We start from the raw sequence: 26681 nt of genomic DNA, 5'->3' as shown, positions 1-26681 counted from the left end.
AGCTATGCAAAATATACCTAAAAAAGTCAGAAGTAAAAAGCTAAGTACAAAAGTTGATTTAACTGCAATGGTTAGTGTTTCATTTTTGCTGATTATATTTTTTATGGTCACAATTGAATTGGCTAAACCCAAAATAATGGAATACGATTATGGATACCGTCGAGGTTGTGGTCCAGAACCAGAATGCAATAAGCCTGACGAAAATCGTATTTTAACGATCCTACTTGACGATAACGATAAAATGATAACATATATGGGAATACTGGATTCTCCCATCCAAACCCCAAAAGAAGTACATTATGGAAAAGATGGAATAAGGAAAGAATTGATAAACGTTAATAAAAAAGTGCATCAATACTCTGCAGAAATAGGCAGTACAAAAGGAGTTACTGTAATCATAAAGCCAAGCAAAAAATCAAATTACGGGAATCTAGTTAACATTCTTGATGAAATAAACATTACGGGAATCAATTCTTACGCCATTGTAGATTATTACACTCCCGAAGAAACAAAATTACTAACAATAAAATAAAACTTCTTTTGAAAACGATTGCCCTAGCCCTGATGGTAGCGGCATCCTTTTTCTGGCTCCTTTAGCCAGGAAAAGATATAGCGGACAGCAGGAAACAGCTTCTTAAAATTAAACATTATACATAAAAAAAGTCCCGCATTGATGTGGGACTTTCTATTTTTAAAGAACATTCTTAATATTTGATAAATTTCATACCCGAACTTCCTTTGTCTGATTTTATTTTTATAAAATAATTCCCTGAACTAAGCTTAGAAACATCAATAGTAGAAACCGATTTTGCATTTGGTACTGCAATTACCAGTTGTCCTAACATATCATAAATGGATAGTGATTGTATTTCTATGCCTTCCTTTGAATTGATATTTAAAGTATGATTTGCCGGATTTGGATACAACGTAAAATAGTTCGAAAACTCGAAATCGGGAGTCCCCAGTGTTACTGTTTTAAAAGTTGAAGTTGCTTTGTTGGTTAAAATCGGGAAATTATAATCAAAATAAATATTGGCCTCATTCGCAAAGGTATCTCCAACTCTTAAGTTTGATCTTGTCTTTATTTTAAACGCTACATAACCGTCGTTATTGGCATCATCAAAGGGAAGATTGATCTTTTCGAAAATAAATTCTACCTTATTCCCTGCTGTAATTTTAGTTGTAAAAGGATGACTTGAACTGGTTGGAACTAAAGTTGTAAGATCAAATTTAGACAAATCGATCATGTCTTTTACGACAATGTTCTCTGCGGCAAATGTTCCTGTATTTTCAAAACGAATCATATAGTGCACATACTCCCCTATTAATTCTGGTGTAATAACAGAGCCTTCTAAACAGGTTTTATCGTTTGGATCGTAAGAACCTACTACTACCTGATTAAGTGTAAAAGTATTGTCGATTGGACTTTCGTCTTTGTCCTGAGAGGCAATGGTTGCTGTTAATTTTAAAACATCACCATTGTTTACAGCAGGTAAATCTGTTGGTTTGTTTGATTTTAAAGTGAATACTATTTCTCTGCTTTCAAATGGCTGAATAGCTGTAAAACTCCATTCTATAGCATTAACTGATTTAGAAGAAAAAGCAGTATTGGAAGAGACATATTCCAATATGGCATCATCAAACACAAATTTTATCGAACCCGATTGCACTACATTACCCTTATTTTTATATACGATTTTATACTTAGCGTCAAAACCGGGCCTTGCAACATCAATTGGTAATATCGTAACTTCTAAATCCCGATAAGTACCAACTGGAGTGATACAAAAATTTTGAGTATACGGACTTGTCTGCGCCGGAAAAACAATCGTTGCGGTTGCCGGTGTCACAGAAAAGTACCACGGATTTTCTAAAACAGGAGTTATCTTGTGCGTTCCTTTTAAAACAGGAATAGAATAATTACCCGATAAATTATTAACAAATGTTCCGGAAGAAGCTCCCACAATATTAAATTTTAAATTAGGATAAAATGGATCCGAATTGTCACAGCCATTTTTGTTCGAATCTATTCTCTGTGATCCCTGAATTACAAAATAATCCTCTCCCGGATGAAAATTGCAATAGGAATTTACATGACAATCTGTGTATTTATACGTTTTGATTAAATTTTGAACCGTAGCAATTTCATTATCATTTTCATCTACGCAAATGTATTTCAAGTTGGGACAGTTGGCAAATTCTATACTGGATTGATTGATGATCCCATTTTTAATGGAAAGATACTTTAAATTTAAATTATTTGAAATATTAAGATAGGATCCTAGCTTACCATAAAATTCTAAACTTTCAAACTTATTATAACCAGCATATAAAGACTCAAACTTTTTACATAAAGACAAATCAAGCTCTTTTATTAAGTTATTGTCACAAGATATATTCAACAAGTTTATAGAACCTTTGATGTTCAAATTTGTTAGTTTATTATTGCTGCAATTAATCGACTCCAGAGCGACCAAATTAGATAAATTTAAATCGGTTAAACTACATTTATAAACATCTAACGATTTCAGATTTGGGGTATTTACAAGGCTTAATGCACTTAATGTACTATTCTCACTAATTCTAAGATACTCCAGTTTAGGCAGGTCCTTCATCAGGATTGTAGTGAAATTATTCAAATTAGCTTCTACACCAGCTATATTCTTACAGCTGGTTAAATCCAGATCTGTCAATAGATTGTTATTGCAATACAAAAACTCCAGATTAGTCTGATTGCTTAAATCAAGGCTTTTTATTTTTGATCTTGTAATCATCAGTGTTTTTAACGATTTTAGGCTTTGAAGGTTGATTGTTTCTAATCGATCTCCCCCTAAAAACAAAACTTCCAGATTGGCAAACTGAGAAATTCCTGTCGGACCATTATCCAATAAATAGGGCATTATTGAAAGGCTGCTTTCTGCGCGTATTTCTTTTAAATTAAGTCCGTTAATATTGAGATCTTTTGTAACTAAATCTCCTCCGCAATTTATTCTTTCTAAATTTTTCAACGGCCTCAAATCAGCGGTTACTCTTTGTCCGTAAAAATTCAAAGTCTTTAAATTGACAAAAAATTCAATTCCCATTAAATTATAAATCGTCGATTTCGTGCCACCCAGTTCCAAAAAATAAACTTTTGATGCCTCCACAGCATTAATTTCCTTATCAAAGTTGGAATCGACAACGATGTTATTCCCGTTTATATCTTTTGCAAATCCATTGGTTGCATTTGCCGAAAGCAATCTATCTTTAAAAGGAGTACTTCCAAAAGTAATCACCTGTGCATTCAATCCATAAAAACATAAAAATAAAAGCAAAAAGTAAATTTTCTTCATAAGTGGTATTTTTACACAAAAATAACTTTTTAACATAATAACACAACTTTTTCTGTTAAAATTTAAAAAAGTAAAACAATAAAAAGTCCCACATTGCTGTGGGACTTTTTATTTTTAAAGGACATTCTTAATATTTGATAAATTTCATTCCTGAACTTCCTTTATCCGATTTTACTTTTATAAAGTAATTGCCAGCAGTAAGTCTTGAAACATCAATACTAGAAACCGATTTTGCATTTGGTACTGCAATTATCAATTGTCCTAACATATCATAAATGGATAGTGATTGTATTTCTATGCCTTCCTTTGCATTAATATTCAAAGTATGATTTGCCGGATTTGGATACAACGTAAAATAGTTCGAAAACTCGAAATCGGGAGCTCCCAGTGTTACTGTTTTAAAAGTTGAAGTCGCTTTGTTGGTTAAGATCGGGAAATTATAATCGAAATAAATATTGGCATCGTTTGTAAAAGTATCACCTACAGCAAGTGTTGGTTTTGTTTTGATTTTAAACGCTACATAACCATCGTTACTGGCATCATCAAAAGGGAGATTGATGTTTTCGAAAATAAACTCCACTTTATTTCCTGCTGAAATATTGGTTACAAAGGAATGGCTTGCGCTTGTGGTGATTAATGTTGAAATATCAAACTTTAAAAGATCAATCATGTCCTTTACGACTATATTTTGTGCCGGATAAGTTCCCGTATTTTCAAAACGAATGATATAATGCACATACTCCCCTATTAAACTTGGGGTAATTACGGAACCTTCCAGACACGTCTTGTCGTTTGGGTCGTAAGATCCTACAACTGTTTGATTCAAAGTGAATGTATTATCAATTGGAGTTTCGTCTGTGTCTACTGACGAAACCGTTGCTCTAAAAGACAAAACATCGCCATTGTTTACGGCAGGAACAGCAGTTGGAGCATTTACTTTAAATGTAAAATTAAGTTCTGCAGACTGAAAAGGTCTTAGATTACTAAAATTCCAGGTTAACTTATCTGGTGCCTGAGTCTCAACAGCAGGACTTGCAGTAACCAAGTCGAGAACCGCATCATTAAAACTTAGGTTTACAGTACCTGATTGCGTAACGTTTCCTTTGTTTTTGTAAACTATTTTATACTTTGCTTCAAACCCTGGTCTGGCCGGAGTTATTTGTAAAATAGTAATTTCTAAATCGGGATGTACACCATTTGCTACTATACAAAAATCTTGTAGTTTAGGGCTTGATTCTCCCGGGTAGGTGAACGATTTATTGCTTGGAGAAATGGTATAATAAGAAGGATTTTCTAAAACCGGAGTTATCGTGTGTGTACCAACCGGTAGGAAAATAGAAAAACTGCCGTTTGTTTTAGAAATTACAGTTCCGGTGTTTGTTCCGTCAAACAATTCAAATTTTAAACCTGGTACAATAGGATCTAAAGCGCCGCAGCCATTGTTATTAGAATCAAATCTATTAATTCCGTTTACTGTATAATAGGTACCAGCTGGTTTAAAAGAGCAATAAGAGTTTGCATTACAATTTACATAGCCATATTTGGTAATTAACTGCTGTACTAGCTCTAATTGACTTTCGTCTGCACAAACATATTGCAGACCCGGGTTTTGTGAAAAATCTAATAGTTGTGTTTCGTTGCTTCCATTTCTGATAAATAACGAGGTAAGCTGGTTTTGATAGCAGCTAAATCCCTCAATATTCTTTAAATCGCTTAAATCTAAAGTTTTTATCTGATTATGGTAACATTCTAAATTTAACAGATTTGTTAGACCTGTTACCTCTAAAGCTGTCAATTGATTGTAACCGCATTTTATTCCTTTCAGTTTTGTTAAACCGTTTACATTCAATTCAGGCAATTGATTATTGGTACAGTTTAAATACTCCAAATTGGTTAAACCAGTTACGTTTAACGACGGAAGGCGATTTCCATCACAATACAATTCTTTTAGGTTTATTAAACCGTTTACATTCAATTGTGTCAATTCATTCGAGTAACAAACTAAACTCGTTAAGTTTGTTAAGCCACTCGCGTTTAGTGACTGTAGTTTATTACTAAAACAAGTTATAGCTTTAAGGTTTGTTGACCCGGAAACATTCAATGACGTTAATAGGTTACCAGAACTGCTTAAACTGGTAAGATTTACCAAATTACTGGCATCTAATGTTTGCAATTGATTCCCGTCACATCTTACTGTTTTAAGCTTGGTTAATCCTGTAATATCTAATGCTGACAGTTTATTATTATTGCACCACAGCGTTGTTAAATTTTGTGCACCACTTAGCCTTAATGTTACAAGATTTTTGTTTCCATTACACTGAAGTTCATTTAAATTACTTAAACCTTCCAGAATTAATGTGCTAAGATTTGTATTCTCAAAATTAAGATAGCTAACATTAGCAATAGAAGAATAACTTAAAAAGTTTAGTTTTTTAAATACATTAAAATCAACACCAGTGAAGATTGGATTGTTGTTACAAAGTAAAGTTTCAAGATTGGTGAATTTTTCCAATCCCTGCAAAGAATTTATACCCGCATTATTTAGGTCTAAAAAATTTATGCTTAATGCTTCACTAACTTCAATTTCGGCATTACGATTGGTATCAACATTTGCTGCTATCAATTTAAGTTTAAGGTTGATATCAGGAATAGTGACAACCTGTGCCATTAAACTATTAAAAAAACAAAAAGTAAAAACTAAAAAGTAGAGTTTCTTCATAAGTGGTATTTTTACACAAAAATAACCCTTTAACACAATAACACAACTTTTTCTGTTAAAATTTAAAAAAGTAAAACAAAAAAAGTCCCACATTGCTGTGGGACTTTCTATTTAGAGGAAACTAAGAATTATTTTTTCTCAGTTTTTTCCATTTTAGCTTTTAATGCAGCTAATACATCATTGTTATCTCCTAAAGTTGCAGCTGGTGCATTTGTAGTAGATGTAGATGAAGTATTTTCAGTTGCAGCTTTCACGTTTTTCTCTTCTTCTTCACGGAAGATAGCAGTGTGAGAAGCAACTACTCTTTTGAATTCTTTGTTGAATTCGATTACTTTGAAATCAGCAGTATCACCTTTTTTCAATTTCTTTCCGTCTTCTTTTTCAAGGTGACGAGTTGGAATGAAAGCAACGATATCATCTCCGAATTCTACAGTAGCTCCTTTGTCAACGATTTCAGAAATTTCACCATTGTGGATAGTTCCTACAGCGAAAGAATCTTCGTATTGATCCCAAGGATTAGCAGTAGTTTGTTTGTGACCTAAAGATAATTTACGTCCTTCAACATCTAATTCTAATACAACTACATCAAGTTTCTCACCAACATTTACAAATTCAGATGGGTGTTTGATTTTCTTAGTCCAAGAAAGGTCAGAGATGTAAATTAATCCATCGATTCCTTCTTCTAATTCTACGAAAATACCAAAGTTTGTAAAGTTTCTAACGATACCTGTATGTTTAGAACCTACTGGGTATTTAGAAGTAATATCAGTCCATGGATCTTGAGTCAATTGTTTGATACCTAATGACATTTTACGGTCATCTCTATCTAAAGTTAAGATAACAGCTTCAACAACATCTCCAACTTTCACGAAGTCCTGAGCAGAACGTAAGTGAGTTGACCATGACATTTCAGAAACGTGGATTAAACCTTCAACACCTTCTGCAACTTCGATAAATGCACCGTAATCAGCGATTACAACTACTTTACCTTTTACTTTATCACCAATAGTTAAATTAGCATCTAAAGCATCCCATGGGTGAGCGTTTAATTGTTTCAATCCTAATTGAATTCTTGTTTTCTCATCATCGAAATCAAGGATTACAACGTTTAATTTTTGGTCTAATTCAAGAACTTCACTTGGGTGGTTGATTCTACTCCAAGAAAGGTCAGTAATGTGAATTAATCCGTCAACACCACCTAAGTCAATGAACACACCATAAGAAGTAATGTTTTTAACAACACCTTCTAATACTTGTCCTTTTTGTAATTGACCGATGATTTCTTTTTTCTGTACTTCAATATCAGCCTCGATAAGAGCTTTGTGAGATACAACAACGTTTTTGAATTCGTGGTTAATTTTTACCACTTTGAATTCCATCATTTTGTTTACATATACATCGTAGTCTCTAATTGGCTTAACGTCAATTTGAGATCCTGGTAAGAACGCCTCGATACCGAATACGTCAACGATCATACCTCCTTTAGTTCTACATTTAACAAAACCGTTAACGATTTCTCCAGTTTCATTAGCTGCAATAACTCTATCCCAAGATTTGATAGTACGTGCTTTTCTGTGAGATAATACTAATTGACCTGTTTTGTCCTCACGGATGTCGATTAATACTTCTACTTTGTCACCTACTTTTAAGTTTGGGTTGTAACGGAATTCGTTTAAAGAAATAACACCTTCAGATTTAGCATTGATATCAACGATAACGTCTCTATCTGTAATTCTAACAACAACTCCTTCAACTACTTCTTCTTGATCTGTAGCGATGAAAGTTTTTGATACTAGTTCTTCAAACTCTTGTAAGTTTTTCTCATCTACTGCATCAATTCCTTCTTGGAAGTTATGCCAGTTAAAATTTGCTAAAAACTCTTCTTGTGATTTTAATTGTTCAGACATGCTGATAAAAAATTTGTATTCTGTTTTTCTCGAGTTTCTCTATGCGATAGAAAATACAGAAGTTGTTTTACATAAATGGTTGATACCTAATGGAAACTCTTCTCTGCCAAAAGGTCTGCAAAATTACTATATTTTTTTGTAATTACAAACAGATAAGTCACTTATTATTTATCTACTAATATTTTTGAAAATTCACTACTAATAGCAATATACTCTACAACTTGATCAGTATCGAATCTAATCTTACCTTTATTACCTATCTTTAATGTCTTGTTCTCTATTGATAAATAGTTTTTTCCAGATTTAGATTTATAGAGTGTAAATATACTGTGACTATCTTTTTTGTTACTAATGTTTTTAATTAAAAAATCAAAATTAGCAAAATTGCTTTGTGAAATATCTACTATCATTTGCTGTTTGTTTTCTATATGTCCCAAGGCAGGCAATACAACTTCCTCATACCACGAATTAGTAGACTCCGAAAAAGGTTTCTTTGTTTCTAAATAAGGTAGAATACCCGAAATAGCAACTACAATACTAATTTCTATTAACCAAATAACCCAAAGAAATGTACCATTAACCATTGCTCCTTTAATGCTCCACATACCATATTCATTTATCTGACTGATGTATTCAAAAACTAAATCCGGTCGAAAAATTAATGAAAATACTTGTCGAAAATCAATATTACTTACTAAAATACCAACATTATTAGAATCTTGGCTTTCTCCAGCTTTAATGACCAAATCGATCCAGATTGTCCAATGAAAATACAATGCTAAAAAAGCACCAACAAATCCAATAGTAAATCCTAGAAGAGGATTTCTAACTTTTCCTTTTTTTATAACAAATTGAAGAATTACAACTCCAACAAGAAGACCAAAACCTATTGTAATAAAAAATCTTATATAGACAAAAGGAATATACCATATACAGTAAGCATATATTAATGCCAAAATTGGAAAAGCTGTAATGCTAATCAATAAGAAGTACAAAATAAAAATTAACGAAAATTTACCTGATGGTTTGTAATATTTCTCCATATATGTTTAAAATTTTAAAGTGTTTACTAGTTTTATTGTTATTCAAATCTTCTTATAAGGCTCTAAAACCTTATAAAACTAGTTTCTATTAATAAAATTGGCAGGTTTTTGAAATCTGTATGATCTGATCTTATCATTTTTAGATTCTTGCAAATCCGTTTTAAGTTAGAAAGCCGAGGTTAGATTTACCTTTTTGCTTTTCGTCAGCAAGACATCCAGTTTTATGATTGTTAATCCCCCGTTTTCGTCGATATAATTAAGGGTTTTCTTCGCTGCGTTCAGTGAAATAGTTTTTGGTTTATTGAAGTTAGGGATTATCTCTGAAAGATTAATTACAATATCCTCTCCTGTATTATCCTTATACCTTAAAACACCACTCTTATCTTCAAATACTACCTCCTTAAAGGCTTCATTATGCGTTGACATCGAAAGCCATAGCGTTCCATTAAAAAAATAAACGTCCCTCGTAGAAAAATCTATGAAAATGTCTCCCGTCTTCCCATTGTCCTTTGGAACACCTTTTTGTTCTATCAAATTTCTTAGATTGTTCCATTTACTATCATACCAATAGTAATAACCGGATAAAATATTGGCACAATTTGCTGTATTAAAAACCAAAATAAATTTGGTATCCGCATCTACAACTGTTGACTTATCAAACCTGCTTTTTAATGTTACTCTTGGAATCATTATTTCTTCATTTTTACAAATTACATCTAAACGTGACGATACATCTGACAATTGTTTCTGAACATCTGTCTGACACAATACAAAAAGAGGAGTCAACAGTATAGCATACAAAATTATCTTTCTCATCTTTTAATCTAATTATTAAATTCAGAGACAAAATTACTGCACTCATTATCCGTTAATTATCCAAAATGCATAACTAGTACGAATGAAGTAATAACTGGTATGATATTGTGCATAACTGGTAAAAACAAGATCAAAAAAGTACCCAAAAAACATAAAAGAGTACCTCATTAAACGGATGTCACGTTTTACTTTTTTCTGTATTTTTGTGTAATGGATGTACTTTTTGAAGAAATAAAACAAAGAATTGATACTTTTCAGCAAAATGGGCAGGTAATTACGGCTGTTTACTGGCTCTTAAAAAAGTATAAGCTTAAAAACAGTAATCTTAAAGGCTTTGAGTTTAGGGAAAAAGCTAAACCCGATTTTATTCTGATGACAACTGAAGGAGACTTTGGAAAACCTCAAATTATAAGAATTCCAGAAAATACTTTTGAGTTCCCACTGGAACTAATGCTTACTCTAATGGTGCATGAGATGGTTCATGTAAGTCAAAAAACAATAAAACCTTACGTACTAGATAAAAATGAAAGAGAATGGCAGGCTTACTATGAAATGAATTTTCGTGTTTTATTCCCTCAGGTTCCTGAAATATCAAATTTCCACAAAAAATTCTTCGCTCAAAAAGGCCTGGAGTATTACAATCGAATGGGTGAAGGCTCAGAACTTCAACAGAAATATGCAGAACAAAAAAAAGAGGTCGAATATTTGATCGCTTCGTTGCCCTAATTTTTTAAAAACAGGCTTTTATTTTCTATTTCGCAACCATTTTTCAATTGGTTCAAGAACTGTGTTAACGATTGTAACGAGAGAGGTACAAATCAGTGCTTCAACAAAAAAGCCCGACGCAGCAATACAGCCAATAGCCGCGCTACACCATATCGTGGCCGCTGAATTCAGACCGTGTACATTGGGGCCTTCTCTAAAAATAACTCCGGCACCCAAAAAACCAACTCCCATAACCACTTGAGCCGTAATACGGGTTACATCTATATTAGGTGCTGCTGCTGCCACTTTAATCGATAACAAAACAAATGTCGCTGCGCCAGTTGCGACCAGCATATTGGTTTTTAAACCAGTTTCTTTGTGGTGCCACTGTCTTTCAAAACCAATGATCAATCCTGCAAAAAGTGCAATTATAAGTCGGGTTAAAAATTCTGTCGTGCTCAAAATCATTCTTTTTATAGCTTAAAAATACTTTTTTCTATCGTTAATTACAAACTATTTTTTCTTTAACCCTAGAAGTTTAAAACAGAAAACAAAAAAGCTGCAAGATTACCCTGCAGCTTTTCATAACAATTTAATTAACTCAACTTTATTAAAAAAGCTAACTCTTTATTACATCGAAACAATAATGAACTCACTTCTTCGATTTGCCTGATGTTCTTCTGTAGTACATTTTACACCATCAGCACATTTATTCAGTAATTGTGTTTCTCCGTATCCTTTTCCGGTTATACGATCAACAGCTATTCCTTTTTTAACAAGCCATGCCACTGTTGCTTTAGCCCTTCTGTCGGATAGTTTTTCATTGTACGCATGTGTTTGTCTGCTGTCTGTGTGCGAGCGAACATCAATTTTCATGCTTGGATTTTGAATCATCACCTGACGGATTTTTTCTAACTCAATGGCAGCCTCTTTTCGAACAATAGATTTACCTAAATCGAAGTAAATCATTTTTATGTGTAAAATTTTAGCCAAATCATCACCAACAATCAATTTTTCAATCGTTTTTTCGACCACTTTTTGAGGCGTTCTTTTCAAAGGTAATGTCAAACTTGTTTTATCGATCGCTTTAGGCAATTCATTAGTATCATAATCTTGTCTTGCAGCGCGAACAAAGTATTCTTTATTACAATTTACTTTAAAACTATACTTCCCATCGGCTTTGGTTATTACCTCACCTATTATCTGAAGCTGATTGTCAAGTAAATTTACTTTCGCGTTCTCTAATACCAAATTTGTTTCGGCATCTATAACAATTCCTGATAAAATCTCCTCACAAGGCAATTTTCTGGTTTCCGAAAAACGGTAAACGTCATCGTAGCCATGTCCTCCATCTCTATTGGATGAGAAAAAACCGGTTCTGCTTTTACTGTCTAATATAAAACCAAAATCATCCAGTTTTGTATTAATAGGAGCTCCAACATTCTGAACTTCACTAAACGTCAAATCCTTTTTAATAGTCGAAACAAATACATCAAGTCCTCCTAATCCTGGTCGTCCATCGCTGGCAAAATACAATTCATTATCTCCTGATATAAAAGGAAAAGTTTCTCTTCCTTCTGTATTAATTGCGGCTCCGAGATTTTCAGGTTTACTAAAACTGCCATCAGTATTAATAGTCACACTATACAAATCTGATTGTCCAAAAGTACCCGGCATGTCTGAAGCAAAGTATAACTTTTTTTCATCTATACTTAATGTGGGATGTGCCACACTGTATTGATCGCTGTTAAAAGGCAATTCAACGATATTCGTCCATTTACCTTCTATGTAAGTTGCCTTATACAATTTCAACAAAGTGACTTTCTTGTCGTCTGTCCCTTTTGTACCGTTTAGAAAATTGTTTCTGGTAAAATACATCGTTAATCCGTCTTTTGTAAAAACGGGAGTCGATTCATTAAATTTTGAATTGATCTTATTTTCAAAACGCTTCGGAATTCCAACACTACCATCGGCGTTTAATTCTGCCGAATAAAGATTTGTAAACGATTTATTGGTCCATTTGAATTTTACTTTGGCAACTCCTCCCGTATCTCTGGCAGACGCAAATACCAATTTGTTATCTAAAAAAGAACTTCCATAATCTGAGTACTTTGAATTAATTCCGGCATCGGCTATTTTAAATCGACCTGAATTGTTTTTTATCTGCTCCAAATAATTTTTATTCTTTTCAAATAACAATCCTCTTTTATCAGTACTTGCTTTTTGATTGAAAAGCTCTAATATTTTATCGGCTTTGGTATAATTTCCTGTTGCTTTTAATGTTTGGGCATATCGGTAATAATACTCAAATTCCTGTTGATCATTCATTCCAAAAAGAGCTTTGTACCATTTTAATGCCTTCACCAGCTCGCCATTAAAATAATAGGCATTACCCAGTCGTTGGAACATTTTCTCCTCTCTATATCCTTTTTCTGCTACCTTTTCGTAAGCAGCAATCGCATCGATATAAGCATATTTATCGTACTTTTTATCAGCACTGGCAACACTGCCTGTCTGTGCAATCCCCTTGCAAACAAATAGCACTAAAAAAATGTTATAAACTAAATTTTTAATTTTCATAATTGAAGTATTAGAAGAATCTTGGTGAAGTAATTCGGCTGTAGTTGTTTAAGAACTCAAAACGCAAAAATATCTCGTGCGATCCTGAGTTGTAGTTTACTAATCGAGTGGTTTCACGATCGTAAGCATAACCTAAATACATACTGTCGGTTATCTGAAATCCAGCCAAGGCACTAATTGACGCACTCCATCTGTAAGCAACCCCAATAACAAATTTATCATTAAACATAAAATTGGCCGAAGCATCTACCTGTAATGGTGAGCCTTCTACCATTTTAGTCATTAAGGCCGGTTTGAATTTTATGGTTTCATAACTATTCAGATTAAATACATAACCTGCTATGAAATAATAGTTGATACGGTCTTTGTAAATTGAATAATCGTTATCGTCATAGCGGGTGGTTTGAATAAAATTAGGGACAGATAATCCCACATAAGCTTTATCGGTATGCCAGTAAACCCCTGCTCCAATATTGGGAGAAAATTTATTCTGAAAATCCTGAAATTGGGTATCTCCCTGATGTTCCGGGCTTAACTTTGTAGGATCCAGTTTGAATATATTGGCCGAACCTTTAATACCAAAAGAAAGTTTCGCGGTTGCTGATGTTGGTATTGAGTAAGAGAAATCAGCTGATATGTTGTTTTCATTCGTTGGTCCGATTTTATCATTGACCAATGATACTCCCAAACCTACATTACTGTTTATTGGTGTATTTAATGAAAAACTACTGGTTTCCGGTGCACCATCAAGCCCAACCCACTGGGTACGATACAATCCGAAAATACTCATCACTCCCCGGGAACCGGCATAAGCTGGATTTATATTAATGGTATTATACATGTATTGTGTAAACTGCGCATCTTGCTGAGCAAAACCTGCAGTAGAACAAAACAATAAAACTAAAACTAATTTTCTCATTTATTTTATTTTTAAATAATGGCTTAGCCTTTTGACTAAGCCATTTTATTAGTACAGAATATTATTTGGTCAGGTACAAATACCCAGCCTCCTGATGTGGATTAGATTGGCTGTCTTTATATTTAATGATATAATAATACGTTCCTTCCGGCAATCCATCTGAATCTTTGACCGTAACGCGTCCTTCAGAAATACCTCTAAAGACAATGTCATTATTGTTGTAATGATCGCGATCAAAAACCAAAACTCCCCAACGGTTAAAAATTTGAACCGTATTGTCAGGATAACATTCTAAACCTTGGATGTAGAATCTATCGTTCTTGCCATCTCCATTTATAGAAACTGCGTTGAATACTTTAATTACACAACCTTGTAGCGATAAAACAGTTGGTTTTTCACCATCAACGTCATTAGAATCTGATTTGTCTTTTACCTCAATATGATCAGGACTTGTTCCAAAAACTTCGGCTTGATTCGATATACTTCCCGAATTAATATCAGCTTGTACGATCGAATAAGTTCCTGTAAAAGAAGTACTATCCTCTTCTTCTACCGCTAAATTGATTGGGCCTCCGGTCATGGTAATTCCAGTTAACGGATCTACTATATAAACATTAGTCAACGCTACATTTCCTGTATTGGTTACTGTGAAATTATACGTAATGGTTTCCCCTACTTTTGCATTACTGTCACCATCTTCATCATTGAAATGTGCCGTTTTCACTAAAGCAATACTTGGTCTTGATACAAATAGGGTTACCGTTGCAGCATCACAATTCGAAAGATTTGATTTTTCGCAAATACTGTACGTTAATGTATAGGTACCTCCCGGTGTATTAGCCGGAACACTTATTGTTCCTGTTGTAGTGTCAATTACCGGAACTGCTGCTCCTGATGTTTTTGGAACAGCCGGTGTTGTCACTTTTAAATCAACTAGGCTAATAACAACTGGAATGCCATTCAAAGTATCCGAATTTGGATTACCAACTAGTACATTCCCTGCATTTGGTGTACCTGTTATTCCATTTACGTTTGGAATGTTATCGTCATTTGCAATTATTGATGTCCCTGCAATTACCGTTACTTTGATTTCTTCTGAAACCGTCGCACAAGTTGCCGGAGTTAGTTTGTCACATAACTCATAAACTACATTATAAGTTCCCGGTGTGGTTCCTGCCGCAACACTTACTTTTCCGGTTAACGGATCTAAAGTAATTCCTGTTGGCCATGTTCCTGACGCTGCTACTGTAGCATTTCCTGTTGTTCCTAAGACTGCCGGAACTCCATTTACTTTATCGTTGCTTGCAATGTTTGTGAAAACAGTTCCTCCTGTTGAAGCAATAGTTCCATTTTCGAATATTGGCTCTACAACTGGAGTTACTTTAATTTCATCTGAAACCGTCGCACAAGTTGCCGGAGTTAATTTGTCGCACAACTGATAAACTACATTATAAGTTCCCGGCGTGGTTCCTGCCGCAACACTTACTTTTCCGGTTAACGGATCTAAAATAATTCCTGTTGGCCATGTTCCTGACGCTGCTACTGTAGCATTTCCTGTTGTTCCTAAGACTGCCGGAACTCCATTTACTTTATCGTTGCTTGCAATGTTTGTGAAAACAGTTCCTCCTGTTGAAGCAATAGTTCCATTTTCGAATATTGGCTCTACAACTGGAGTTACTTTAATTTCATCTGAAACCGTCGCACAAGTTGCCGGAGTTAATTTGTCGCACAACTGATAAACTACATTATAAGTTCCCGGCGTGGTTCCTGCCGCAACACTTACTTTTCCGGTTAACGGATCTAAAATAATTCCTGTTGGCCATGTTCCTGACGCTGCTACTGTAGCATTTCCTGTTGTTCCTAAGACTGCCGGAACTCCATTTACTTTATCGTTGCTTGCAATGTTTGTGAAAACAGTTCCTCCTGTTGAAGCAATAGTTCCATTTTCGAATATTGGCTCTACAACTGGAGTTACTTTAATTTCATCTGAAACCGTCGCACAAGTTGCCGGAGTTAATTTGTCGCACAACTGATAAACTACATTATAAGTTCCCGGCGTGGTTCCTGCCGCAACACTTACTTTTCCGGTTAACGGATCTAAAGTAATTCCTGTTGGCCATGTTCCTGATACCGCAACTGTAGCATTTCCTGTTGTTCCTAATACTGCCGGAACTCCATTTACTTTATCGTTACTTGCAATGTTTGTGAAAACAGTTCCTCCTGTTGAAGCAATAGTTCCATTTTCGAATATTGGTTCAACTGTTGCCGTTACTGTAATTTTAGCTTCAGCCTGATCACACATTGGTGTACCGGCTGCTGCCATTGCTTTTGAACATATACTATAAATTACAGTATAAACCCCTGGTGCAGTACCAGTATTAACCTTAATAGTCCCATCAGTATTTAATGTCATTCCTGTTGGTAAATAAACACCACTTAAATTCACTTCTGAAGCAACTATAGGCGTACCATGTAATTTGTCATTCAACAATACAGAAACAGTGGTACCTCCGTTCAATCCATTAACTACTAATGGAATCTCATCTATCGCATCAATAAAACTTACTACTGTACACGTTGAACAAGTAGGATCTATTGGTCTACAAGTCGAACAAATTGGACTTGGATCGGTTGATTTAGCTGTTACCGGAGATCCTGTTGGAGGAGTTCCTGTTACTGTAGCTACGTTGTCTACCTGTCCGTTATTCATATCAGCTAAAGTAATGGTGTGAACGGCTGTAAAACTAGACGAATCTGTTGCTCCTGGAGCTAAACTCGCTAAACTTCCACTTACCACTGCATTAGCATCACTAATGGTTACCGGAGCAAGGGTTACGTTTCCTGTATTTCTAACTGTAAAAGTATAGTCAATTCTATCACCTGCGTTTACAATACCGTCTGCATTAGCATCTACATAAACTCCTTTTTTGCTTACCGTTACTTTTGGTGAAGACGTTAAAGGAACTACTGTACAACTTGGACATGCAGCTGGATCTTTTGGTGGACAAGTCGAACAAATTGGACTTGGATCGGTTGACTTAGCTGTTACCGGTGATCCTGTTGGAGGAGTTCCTGTTACTGTAGCTACGTTGTCTACCTGTCCGTTATTCATATCAGCCAAAGTGATGGTGTGAACGGCTGTAAAACTAGACGAGTCTGTTGCTCCTGGAGCTAAACTCGCTAAACTTCCACTTACCACTGCATTAGCATCACTAATGGTTACCGGAGCAAGGGTTACGTTTCCTGTATTTCTAACTGTAAAAGTATAGTCAATTCTATCACCTGCGTTTACAATACCGTCTGCATTAGCATCTACATAAACTCCTTTTTTGCTTACCGTTACTTTTGGTGAAGACGTTAAAGGAACTACTGTACAACTTGGACATGCAGCTGGATCTTTTGGTGGACAAGTCGAACAAATTGGACTTGGATCGGTTGACTTAGCTGTTACCGGAGATCCTGTTGGAGGAGTTCCTGTTACTGTAGCTACGTTGTCTACCTGTCCGTTATTCATATCAGCTAAAGTGATGGTGTGAACGGCTGTAAAACTAGACGAGTCTGTTGCTCCTGGAGCTAAACTCGCTAAACTTCCACTTACCACTGCATTAGCATCACTAATGGTTACCGGAGCAAGGGTTACGTTTCCTGTATTTTTAACTGTAAAAGTATAATCAATTCTATCACCAACGTTTACAATACCGTCTGCATTAGCATCTACATAAACTCCTTTTTTGCTTACCGTTACTTTTGGTGAAGACGTTAAAGGAACTACTGTACAACTTGGACATGCAGCTGGATCTTTTGGTGGACAAGTCGAACAAATTGGACTTGGATCGGTTGACTTAGCTGTTACCGGTGATCCTGTTGGAGGAGTTCCTGTTACAGTAGCTACGTTGTCTACCTGTCCGTTATTCATATCAGCCAAAGTGATGGTGTGAAGGGCTGTAAAACTAGACGAATCTGTTGCTCCTGGAGCTAAACTCGCTAAACTTCCACTTACCACTGCATTAGCATCACTAATGGTTACCGGAGCAAGGGTTACGTTTCCTGTATTTCTAACTGTAAAAGTATAGTCAATTCTATCACCAACGTTTACAATACCGTCTGCATTAGCATCTACATAAACTCCTTTTTTGCTTACCGTTACTTTTGGTGAAGACGTTAAAGGAACTACTGTACAACTTGGACATGCAGCTGGATCTTTTGGTGGACAAGTCGAACAAATTGGACTTGGATCAGTTGACTTAGCTGTTACCGGTGATCCTGTTGGAGGAGTTCCTGTAGCTGTAGCTACGTTGTCTACCTGTCCGTTATTCATATCAGCCAAAGTAATGGTGTGAACGGCTGTAAAACTAGACGAATCTGTTGCTCCTGGAGCTAAACTCGCTAAACTTCCACTTACCACTGCATTAGCATCACTAATGGTTACCGGAGCAAGGGTTACGTTTCCTGTATTTCTAACTGTAAAAGTATAGTCAATTCTATCGCCAACGTTTACAATACCGTCTGCATTAGCATCTACATAAACTCCTTTTTTGCTTACCGTTACTTTTGGTGAAGACGTTAAAGGAACTACTGTACAACTTGGACATGCAGCTGGATCTTTTGGTGGACAAGTCGAACAAATTGGACTTGGATCGGTTGACTTAGCTGTTACCGGAGATCCTGTTGGAGGAGTTCCTGTTACAGTAGCTACGTTGTCTACCTGTCCGTTATTCATATCAGCCAAAGTAATGGTGTGAACGGCTGTAAAACTAGACGAATCTGTTGCTCCTGGAGCTAAACTCGCTAAACTTCCACTTACCACTGCATTAGCATCACTAATGGTTACCGGAGCAAGGGTTACGTTTCCTGTATTTCTAACTGTAAAAGTATAGTCAATTCTATCACCAACGTTTACAATACCGTCTGCATTAGCATCTACATAAACTCCTTTTTTGCTTACCGTTACTTTTGGTGAAGACGTTAAAGGAACTACGGTACAACTTGGACATGCAGCTGGATCTTTTGGTGGACAAGTCGAACAAATTGGACTTGGATCAGTTGACTTAGCTGTTACCGGTGATCCTGTTGGAGGAGTTCCTGTAGCTGTAGCTACGTTGTCTACCTGTCCGTTATTCATATCAGCTAAAGTAATGGTGTGAACGGCTGTAAAACTAGACGAATCTGTTGCTCCTGGAGCTAAACTCGCTAAACTTCCACTTACCACTGCATTAGCATCACTAATGGTTACCGGAGCAAGGGTTACGTTTCCTGTATTTCTAACTGTAAAAGTATAGTCAATTCTATCACCAACGTTTACAATACCGTCTGCATTAGCATCTACATAAACTCCTTTTTTGCTTACCGTTACTTTTGGTGAAGACGTTAAAGGAACTACTGTACAACTTGGACATGCAGCTGGATCTTTTGGTGGACAAGTCGAACAAATTGGACTTGGATCGGTTGATTTAGCTGTTACCGGAGATCCTGTTGGAGGAGTTCCTGTTACTGTAGCTACGTTGTCTACCTGTCCGTTATTCATATCAGCCAAAGTGATGGTGTGAACGGCTGTAAAACTAGACGAATCTGTTGCTCCTGGAGCTAAACTCGCTAAACTTCCACTTACCACTGCATTAGCATCACTAATGGTTACCGGAGCAAGGGTTACGTTTCCTGTATTTCTAACTGTAAAAGTATAGTCAATTCTATCACCAACGTTTACAATACCATCTGCATTAGCATCTACATAAACTCCTTTTTTGCTTACCGTTACTTTTGGTGAAGACGTTAAAGGAACTACTGTACAACTTGGACATGCAGCTGGATCTTTTGGTGGACAAGTCGAACAAATTGGACTTGGATCGGTTGATTTAGCTGTTACCGGAGATCCTGTTGGAGGAGTTCCTGTTACTGTAGCTACGTTGTCTACCTGTCCGTTATTCATATCAGCCAAAGTGATGGTGTGAACGGCTGTAAAACTAGACGAGTCTGTTGCTCCTGGAGCTAAACTCGCTAAACTTCCACTTACCACTGCATTAGCATCACTAATGGTTACCGGAGCAAGGGTTACGTTTCCTGTATTTCTAACTGTAAAAGTATAGTCAATTCTATCACCTGCGTTTACAATACCGTCTGCATTAGCATCTACATAAACTCCTTTTTTGCTTACCGTTACTTTTGGTGAAGACGTTAAAGGAACTACTGTACAACTTGGACATGCAGCTGGATCTTTTGGTGGACAAGTCGAACAAATTGGACTTGGATCGGTTGACTTAGCTGTTACCGGAGATCCTGTTGGAGGAGTTCCTGTTACTGTAGCTACGTTGTCTACCTGTCCGTTATTCATATCAGCTAAAGTGATGGTGTGAACGGCTGTAAAACTAGACGAGTCTGTTGCTCCTGGAGCTAAACTCGCTAAACTTCCACTTACCACTGCATTAGCATCACTAATGGTTACCGGAGCAAGGGTTACGTTTCCTGTATTTTTAACTGTAAAAGTATAATCAATTCTATCACCAACGTTTACAATACCGTCTGCATTAGCATCTACATAAACTCCTTTTTTGCTTACCGTTACTTTTGGTGAAGACGTTAAAGGAACTACTGTACAACTTGGACATGCAGCTGGATCTTTTGGACAAGTCGAACAAATTGGACTTGGATCGGTTGACTTAGCTGTTACCGGTGATCCTGTTGGAGGAGTTCCTGTTACAGTAGCTACGTTGTCTACCTGTCCGTTATTCATATCAGCCAAAGTGATGGTGTGAAGGGCTGTAAAACTAGACGAATCTGTTGCTCCTGGAGCTAAACTCGCTAAACTTCCACTTACCACTGCATTAGCATCACTAATGGTTACCGGAGCAAGGGTTACGTTTCCTGTATTTCTAACTGTAAAAGTATAGTCAATTCTATCACCAACGTTTACAATACCATCTGCATTAGCATCTACATAAACTCCTTTTTTGCTTACCGTTACTTTTGGTGAAGACGTTAAAGGAACTACTGTACAACTTGGACATGCAGCTGGATCTTTTGGTGGACAAGTCGAACAAATTGGACTTGGATCGGTTGATTTAGCTGTTACCGGAGATCCTGTTGGAGGAGTTCCTGTAGCTGTAGCTACGTTGTCTACCTGTCCGTTATTCATATCAGCCAAAGTAATGGTGTGAACGGCTGTAAAACTAGACGAGTCTGTTGCTCCTGGAGCTAAACTCGCTAAACTTCCACTTACCACTGCATTAGCATCACTAATGGTTACCGGAGCAAGGGTTACGTTTCCTGTATTTTTAACTGTAAAAGTATAATCAATTCTATCACCAACGTTTACAATACCGTCTGCATTAGCATCTACATAAACTCCTTTTTTGCTTACCGTTACTTTTGGTGAAGACGTTAAAGGAACTACTGTACAACTTGGACATGCAGCTGGATCTTTTGGTGGACAAGTCGAACAAATTGGACTTGGATCGGTTGACTTAGCTGTTACCGGTGATCCTGTTGGAGGAGTTCCTGTTACTGTAGCTACGTTGTCTACCTGTCCGTTATTCATATCAGCTAAAGTGATGGTGTGAAGGGCTGTAAAACTAGACGAATCTGTTGCTCCTGGAGCTAAACTCGCTAAACTTCCACTTACCACTGCATTAGCATCACTAATGGTTACCGGAGCAAGGGTTACGTTTCCTGTATTTCTAACTGTAAAAGTATAGTCAATTCTATCACCTGCGTTTACGGTTCCATCTGCATTAGCGTCTACATAAGTGGCTTTTTTAGCTACTTCAATTTTTGGTGATGCTATAAAAATAACCGTTAAAGCATCTGTTTTTACGTTATTACAACCCACACCGCTAGGCGTTCCGTCACATTCTACATCAGGATCTACCGGAGGTGTACCGATATGTGTATCTGCTGTGGCGTCCGGATCTGTTAAATCTGCAGGACGCATGATCGTCGCTTTGATAGTAGGATTAGTTCCTTCGGCTGCTAATACCTTTACCACAATCGTGAAGGTAATCGTGGCATCTTTGGGTAAGTTAACCGTGGCATCAAGAACGCCACCAGTAATAGTTTCTGTCGTAACTGCGCCTCCCAAAGTAGAAGACCAGGTAGAAGATTGTACAGCCAAATTTGCCCCTGAAGCTAAGTCTGAAAGTTTGAATTTTGCTCCGGTTACATTATCTGGTCCTCCAATATTCTGTACAACGACTGTATAAGTAACATTTGATCCCAGATTACCGCTAACCAGATCGCTAATACTTGTTACCGCCAAATCGGCAGCATTCTGCTTAACTGTAAACTCCGTTGGACTAGGTGGTGTTGTATACACATAAGACCAGGTATCCAGTAAACCCAAATTACCATAGTCTCCAGACCATCTATGCGCTCCCGTTGAGCTATCGTTATTTAAGGTACGCGAAGAAGCATCCACCGGACTAGGGGGTACATCATTGCTATCAACAGTTATAATTGAATCATTCCAATAAACTTTACTATTAGGGTTGGGCCCGTTAACTCTCTCAATAATAATTCCTTGTGAATTATTCTCGGCATCGATGTAAGGAAAATGCACTTCCCCGTTAAATAAAATTACAGCCACTTTTACCTTTGCATCATGCCCTACAGATCTCTTATCATTGTCCTTGCCATCCCAATAAACAGAATTGGATCCTGCTACGGCAGTACCGCGCAGGATTCTGTCTACAGAATCGGCCATAGAATTATTATTATTAACATCAATTTCTATGGTATAATTCGCATTTGTATTAGCATCAAAAGTTATATACCCGCCTAATGGAGCAATTCCCATACCTGAGGCACTTCCTTCAACTCCTCTTAAATTTACATTACTTATCGTCTGGGTTATAATTGGATTATTTAACCAGGTAATACTTGCTATTCCGTTATAATAGATCTTGGCATCCTTAGGCATAGAAGAATCCGGAGTATTATAAAAAATCTTATGCGTAAAATTAGTTAAGTCGTCCAGTTTTGTAGGGTCATGGAAAGAATAGTCCGTTGCGCTGCTTGTAGAATTATGGACTTTAGATAGCGGCGAACTTATATAAACCGGTGCTGCAGCATCCGAAACACCCGATCTTAACCCTTTATTGTTACAAAAAAAAGCAAAGTAATAAGGCGTCATTCCATTAGGTTTAACCGTATACCTAAAACCATCATTTGTAATAATATTAACAATAGACATGAAACTATTTGATGCAGAACCTAAAGATCCTGTTAAAACATTAGTATACACACGTCCTTTTTGCCCAGTTCCTCCTTCGTTGGCTACTGTAATATCCCAAGCAACGACGTAAGGACTGTTATTGGGTTGTGTCCAGTTTCCGCTAGCTGTAAAAGTATGAGCAGCAAAACTAGTAATAGAAGGATCTAAAGAATCATTAGGTGATATAAACTCTACTACCCACACTCCCGTTTCTCCTGCCGGTACTTTAAAACTATATGGTGTATAACCACCCGTAGTCAAATTTACAGGACCATTAATTTCTTGCGTTCTATTGGCAATTAACCCAACTGTAGTAGAGTTCCCGCTACTAAAACTAGTATTACCAGTTGGACTTGTCAAAAGAATTGTCCCTCCGCGAATACCTTGAGCAGAAGACCCTAAATAAAGCGTTTCGTTGGCTTTCGCATAAACAAACATTCTTCCTCTGTTTGCAATTGCGGTACTAGTAGGTGCTACACCCGAACTAGACAACATCATTCTATGTCCCGTTGCCCCACTGGGGAATAAATCCTTAGACCCTTCAGCAAAGACATTCCATCCACTGAAGAGAGAAAGGAGGCACAGTATAAAAGTCAGCTGTAATTGCCTTAATTTTAATGTAATTTTATTCAACATTTTAATAGTTTTGATTATTAGTAACTGCTTGTAGTATTTATCTCCCGATAACAACCTGAGTGCAACTTTAATTCCTGCTTCCGTAGCGAATGCATGAGAGTAAAAAAAAGTTTTTTAATAAATGTATCGGATGAAAAACGATTACTTTTTCGGATAAAAGCATCAAAATCAAGCGAAATAAAAGAGATTAAGAAACCCTCCTCCAGAGCGCTTCTTCTAACAAAAAACCGGGTTTTAAAAAAAGTAAAGTTCACCATATAATAAATAATTAAAATTCCATACAAAGACTTTTCGAATATCCCTTGATATTCAAAAATTGTAGCGATTGTATTCAAGTCGAAGGGACCTAAACCACCACTATACTCTAGTTAATATGTCCCAATTTTGACGCCTCGCGCACCATACCGGCAACATTACTCACATCGAGTTTGCTAAAAATATTTTTTCTGTGATTTTCGACCGTATTGACCGAAAGTTTCAATTCGCCGGCAATATCGGCTGTAGTAAATTCTCTAATAATGTATTGCATGATCGTAAGCTCTTTTGCTGTTAGCGTAATTGCCGTACCTACCCTGTTTTGTTTGGACAAAAAGGCGTAGTCGTCCGGCAGATAAACTCCGCCTTCCCATACTAATCTAATAGCTTCTAAAAGATCTTCGCTGTCCTGATTTTTATTAACGTAACCTTTTACGCCCATAGCCAATAGGTTTTCGACTAATATGGGACTCGAAAGAGAGGTAAAAGCAATTACTCGTAAATCAGGATGATTTTTATGAAGGTATTCATAGACTTCCAGTCCCTGCACATCACTTGCAATCAGATCAACAATAATTAAATCTAATCCTGAATGCTGCTGAACTTTAAGATATAAATCTTGCTTATTTGTCGCGTAAAAAAGCACTTCCAAATCTTTTTGATTTGAAAAAAAACTAGTAAGACCCCCACAGACAATAGGTTGGTCTTCAAAAAATGCAATATGTATCATGGTACAAATTAGCGACAAAAAAATTGTTAAATAAATAGCGGTTTTCCCTATTTCGGCAAGATAATTTTGAAAGTACAACCTGCTGATTCATTGTTAAAAACGGCAAGCGTTCCTTTGTTTTTCAGCATTAATTCCTGACACAAATAGAGCCCGATTCCAAACCCCGATTCCAGATTAGTGCCTAGTCCCGGATTTATTTTCTGCTTAAACAATTTGTCAATCTTTTTTTGTTCGACTCCCTTACCGGAATCTGTTACTATGATTTCATGATTGTCATTCTCAATGGTTATAACGCTGTCTTCATAACTAAATTTAATCGCGTTATTAATAATGTTTCGTAATACAATACTTAAAACAGCTGAGTTGAAAATAACAGTTGTTCCTTTTGAAACTTTAAGCTCGATTGTAATATTCTTGGCTTTTAACTGATGTGATAATTCCTTACAGGTTGCGCTGATACTATTGTACAGCATAATCTCACTATAACCCGACTGTGCGGTAATGAGTTCCATTTTTGCCCAATCGAGTAAACTGGTAAGCATTGCATCTGATTGTTCCAATTGCTGCCCTATAGCTTTCATGTAGGTTGATACAATCTCATTTTCATTTTTAAGTATCTCTTCTTTCTCCAATAAAATTTTTAAGGTTGTAATTGGTTCCTTAAAATCATGAGAGATTACTGTAAAAATCTTTTGGTGCAATAAATTAAGACGTTTAAGATCATTATTCTTCACCTCAATTTGCTCTTTTTGCAGCTTTAGCGTTTCATTGGTTATTCGTTGCTTTTTGGTCAATACTACAATCGAATACAATAATATGATTAATAAAGTAATTCCGATTAACGAAGCAATAAGGGCAACTTTTTGTTTTTGCAGACGTTCCTCTTTGCTTTCGTTGATTCTTTTCAGTTTAATATTTTGCTGTTCTTTTAATTTAATTTTATTCGCAATTTCAAACGAATCTATTCTGCTGTTCCTAATCTTGGTGTCCTCGATCCCAACCAGTCGATCCAGTCTTTCAAATGTTTTATGAGCTGCCTCAAACTCCCCCTGCTCAACCATGATTTCCCTTAGGGTACGCAAAGCATTGATTTTATTCTCTAAGTCATTGCAACTGTCCGCTACTCTGATGCTCTCTGTAATTGCTTTTTTCGCTTTCTCTATTCGATTTTGTCTACTGTAAATACGGGCAGTTTTTACATATACTTCAGCCAGTTTACATGGATTGTGTTTTTTTGCCACTCGTTCTGTGAGCAAAAATTCTTCCATGCTTTTTTTGTGATCGTAATTGATATAATAATAGTACCCAATAATCAGATGCAATACTATATAGTTACTGGGACTATCGGTTGGCGAAATCTTATCCTGACATAAATTGGCGTAATAGAAAGCTTTTTTATACTCTTTCTTAGTAAAGAATAAATCCGATAGTATGTATAGGCTTCTGTAGTAGGTTTTTTGCGATTCCTTTCCTTCTCCTTTTAATGTGATAGATTTATCTAAAGCAAGGATAGCATCTGAAGGTCTTCCAATTATTTTATAATAATTCGCCTTAAAAAAATACAATAACTGAAGTTCAAATTTATTTAAATCAGGCCTGGTCAAATGCTTATCGATTAAATAACTAATACTATCCGTTTGATTTCGGTTATCTAAATCTCTTAATTTCTGTTCTAATTGTTTGATTTTAGGTGTAATTTCCTGAGCATAGGAATGGAATGAAAATAAAAAAAAAGCAAGAACGAGGTACTTTATACAATTATTGGAAACACAGCGTAAAAACATAAAAATCAATAAATTAAAGTCGTTTTTCAGATGTAATATTTGCTCCTTTAATA

The 26681-nt window shown here is 36.1% G+C and carries 13 protein-coding genes; 2 read left to right on the top strand and 11 right to left on the bottom strand.

The genetic code is table 11. The annotated features are described in order from the left end of the window. Positions 1-4: 4 nt before the first annotated feature. Positions 5-532, top strand: coding sequence for an ExbD/TolR family protein (locus OGZ34_RS14620; protein WP_263360686.1), 528 nt, complete (start codon positions 5-7; stop codon positions 530-532). Positions 533-704: 172 nt separating this feature from the next. On the opposite strand, the gene OGZ34_RS14615 is transcribed toward OGZ34_RS14620, so the two are convergent. The 5 genes from OGZ34_RS14615 to OGZ34_RS14595 form a co-directional block, all read right to left on the bottom strand. Continuing rightward, positions 705-3332: a DUF7619 domain-containing protein gene (locus OGZ34_RS14615; protein WP_263360685.1), complete on the bottom strand. Its 2628-nt coding sequence runs from the start codon at positions 3330-3332 to the stop codon at positions 705-707. Positions 3333-3459: 127 nt separating this feature from the next. After that, positions 3460-6051, bottom strand: a complete 2592-nt coding sequence (locus tag OGZ34_RS14610; protein WP_263360684.1) for a DUF7619 domain-containing protein — start codon at positions 6049-6051, stop codon at positions 3460-3462. A 128-nt stretch (positions 6052-6179) separates the two neighbouring features. After that, positions 6180-7958 carry a 30S ribosomal protein S1 gene (rpsA, locus tag OGZ34_RS14605; RefSeq protein WP_173967784.1) on the bottom strand — a complete coding sequence of 593 codons (1779 nt, stop codon included), beginning with the start codon at positions 7956-7958 and terminating at the stop codon, positions 6180-6182. A gap of 164 nt (positions 7959-8122) precedes the next feature. Next, on the bottom strand, positions 8123-9001 hold the full coding sequence (locus OGZ34_RS14600; RefSeq protein ID WP_263360683.1) for a hypothetical protein: 879 nt from the start codon (positions 8999-9001) through the stop codon (positions 8123-8125). A 165-nt stretch (positions 9002-9166) separates the two neighbouring features. Then, positions 9167-9817 (bottom strand): hypothetical protein, encoded by a 651-nt coding sequence (locus tag OGZ34_RS14595; RefSeq protein ID WP_263360682.1) that lies wholly within the window; start codon positions 9815-9817, stop codon positions 9167-9169. Positions 9818-10027: 210 nt separating this feature from the next. On the opposite strand from OGZ34_RS14595, the gene OGZ34_RS14590 reads away from it, so the two are divergent. Beyond that, complete coding sequence (locus OGZ34_RS14590; RefSeq protein WP_263360681.1) at positions 10028-10543, top strand: hypothetical protein; 516 nt, start codon at positions 10028-10030, stop codon at positions 10541-10543. A gap of 18 nt (positions 10544-10561) precedes the next feature. On the opposite strand, the gene OGZ34_RS14585 is transcribed toward OGZ34_RS14590, so the two are convergent. The 6 genes from OGZ34_RS14585 to OGZ34_RS14560 form a co-directional block, all read right to left on the bottom strand. Next, on the bottom strand, positions 10562-10990 hold the full coding sequence (locus tag OGZ34_RS14585) for an MgtC/SapB family protein (protein WP_263360680.1): 429 nt from the start codon (positions 10988-10990) through the stop codon (positions 10562-10564). Between the two features lie 162 nt (positions 10991-11152). After that, on the bottom strand, positions 11153-13102 hold the full coding sequence (locus OGZ34_RS14580; RefSeq protein WP_263360679.1) for an OmpA family protein: 1950 nt from the start codon (positions 13100-13102) through the stop codon (positions 11153-11155). Positions 13103-13112: 10 nt separating this feature from the next. Beyond that, positions 13113-14021 (bottom strand): PorP/SprF family type IX secretion system membrane protein, encoded by a 909-nt coding sequence (locus tag OGZ34_RS14575; RefSeq protein WP_173967790.1) that lies wholly within the window; start codon positions 14019-14021, stop codon positions 13113-13115. Between the two features lie 61 nt (positions 14022-14082). Next, a complete protein-coding gene (locus OGZ34_RS14570; protein WP_263360678.1) occupies positions 14083-23859 on the bottom strand; it encodes a DUF7507 domain-containing protein in 9777 nt (3258 codons plus the stop codon). A gap of 364 nt (positions 23860-24223) precedes the next feature. Beyond that, a complete protein-coding gene (locus tag OGZ34_RS14565; RefSeq protein WP_157495883.1) occupies positions 24224-24844 on the bottom strand; it encodes a response regulator in 621 nt (206 codons plus the stop codon). Positions 24845-24891: 47 nt separating this feature from the next. Next, positions 24892-26628: an ATP-binding protein gene (locus tag OGZ34_RS14560; protein ID WP_173967792.1), complete on the bottom strand. Its 1737-nt coding sequence runs from the start codon at positions 26626-26628 to the stop codon at positions 24892-24894. Between the last annotated feature and the right edge of the window lie 53 nt (positions 26629-26681).

The organism is Flavobacterium collinsii (genome assembly GCF_946903285.1).
GTDB classification, from domain to species: domain Bacteria; phylum Bacteroidota; class Bacteroidia; order Flavobacteriales; family Flavobacteriaceae; genus Flavobacterium; species Flavobacterium collinsii.
Note: the sequence above shows the minus strand (reverse complement) of the source record. Positions and strands in the feature narration are given on the sequence as shown.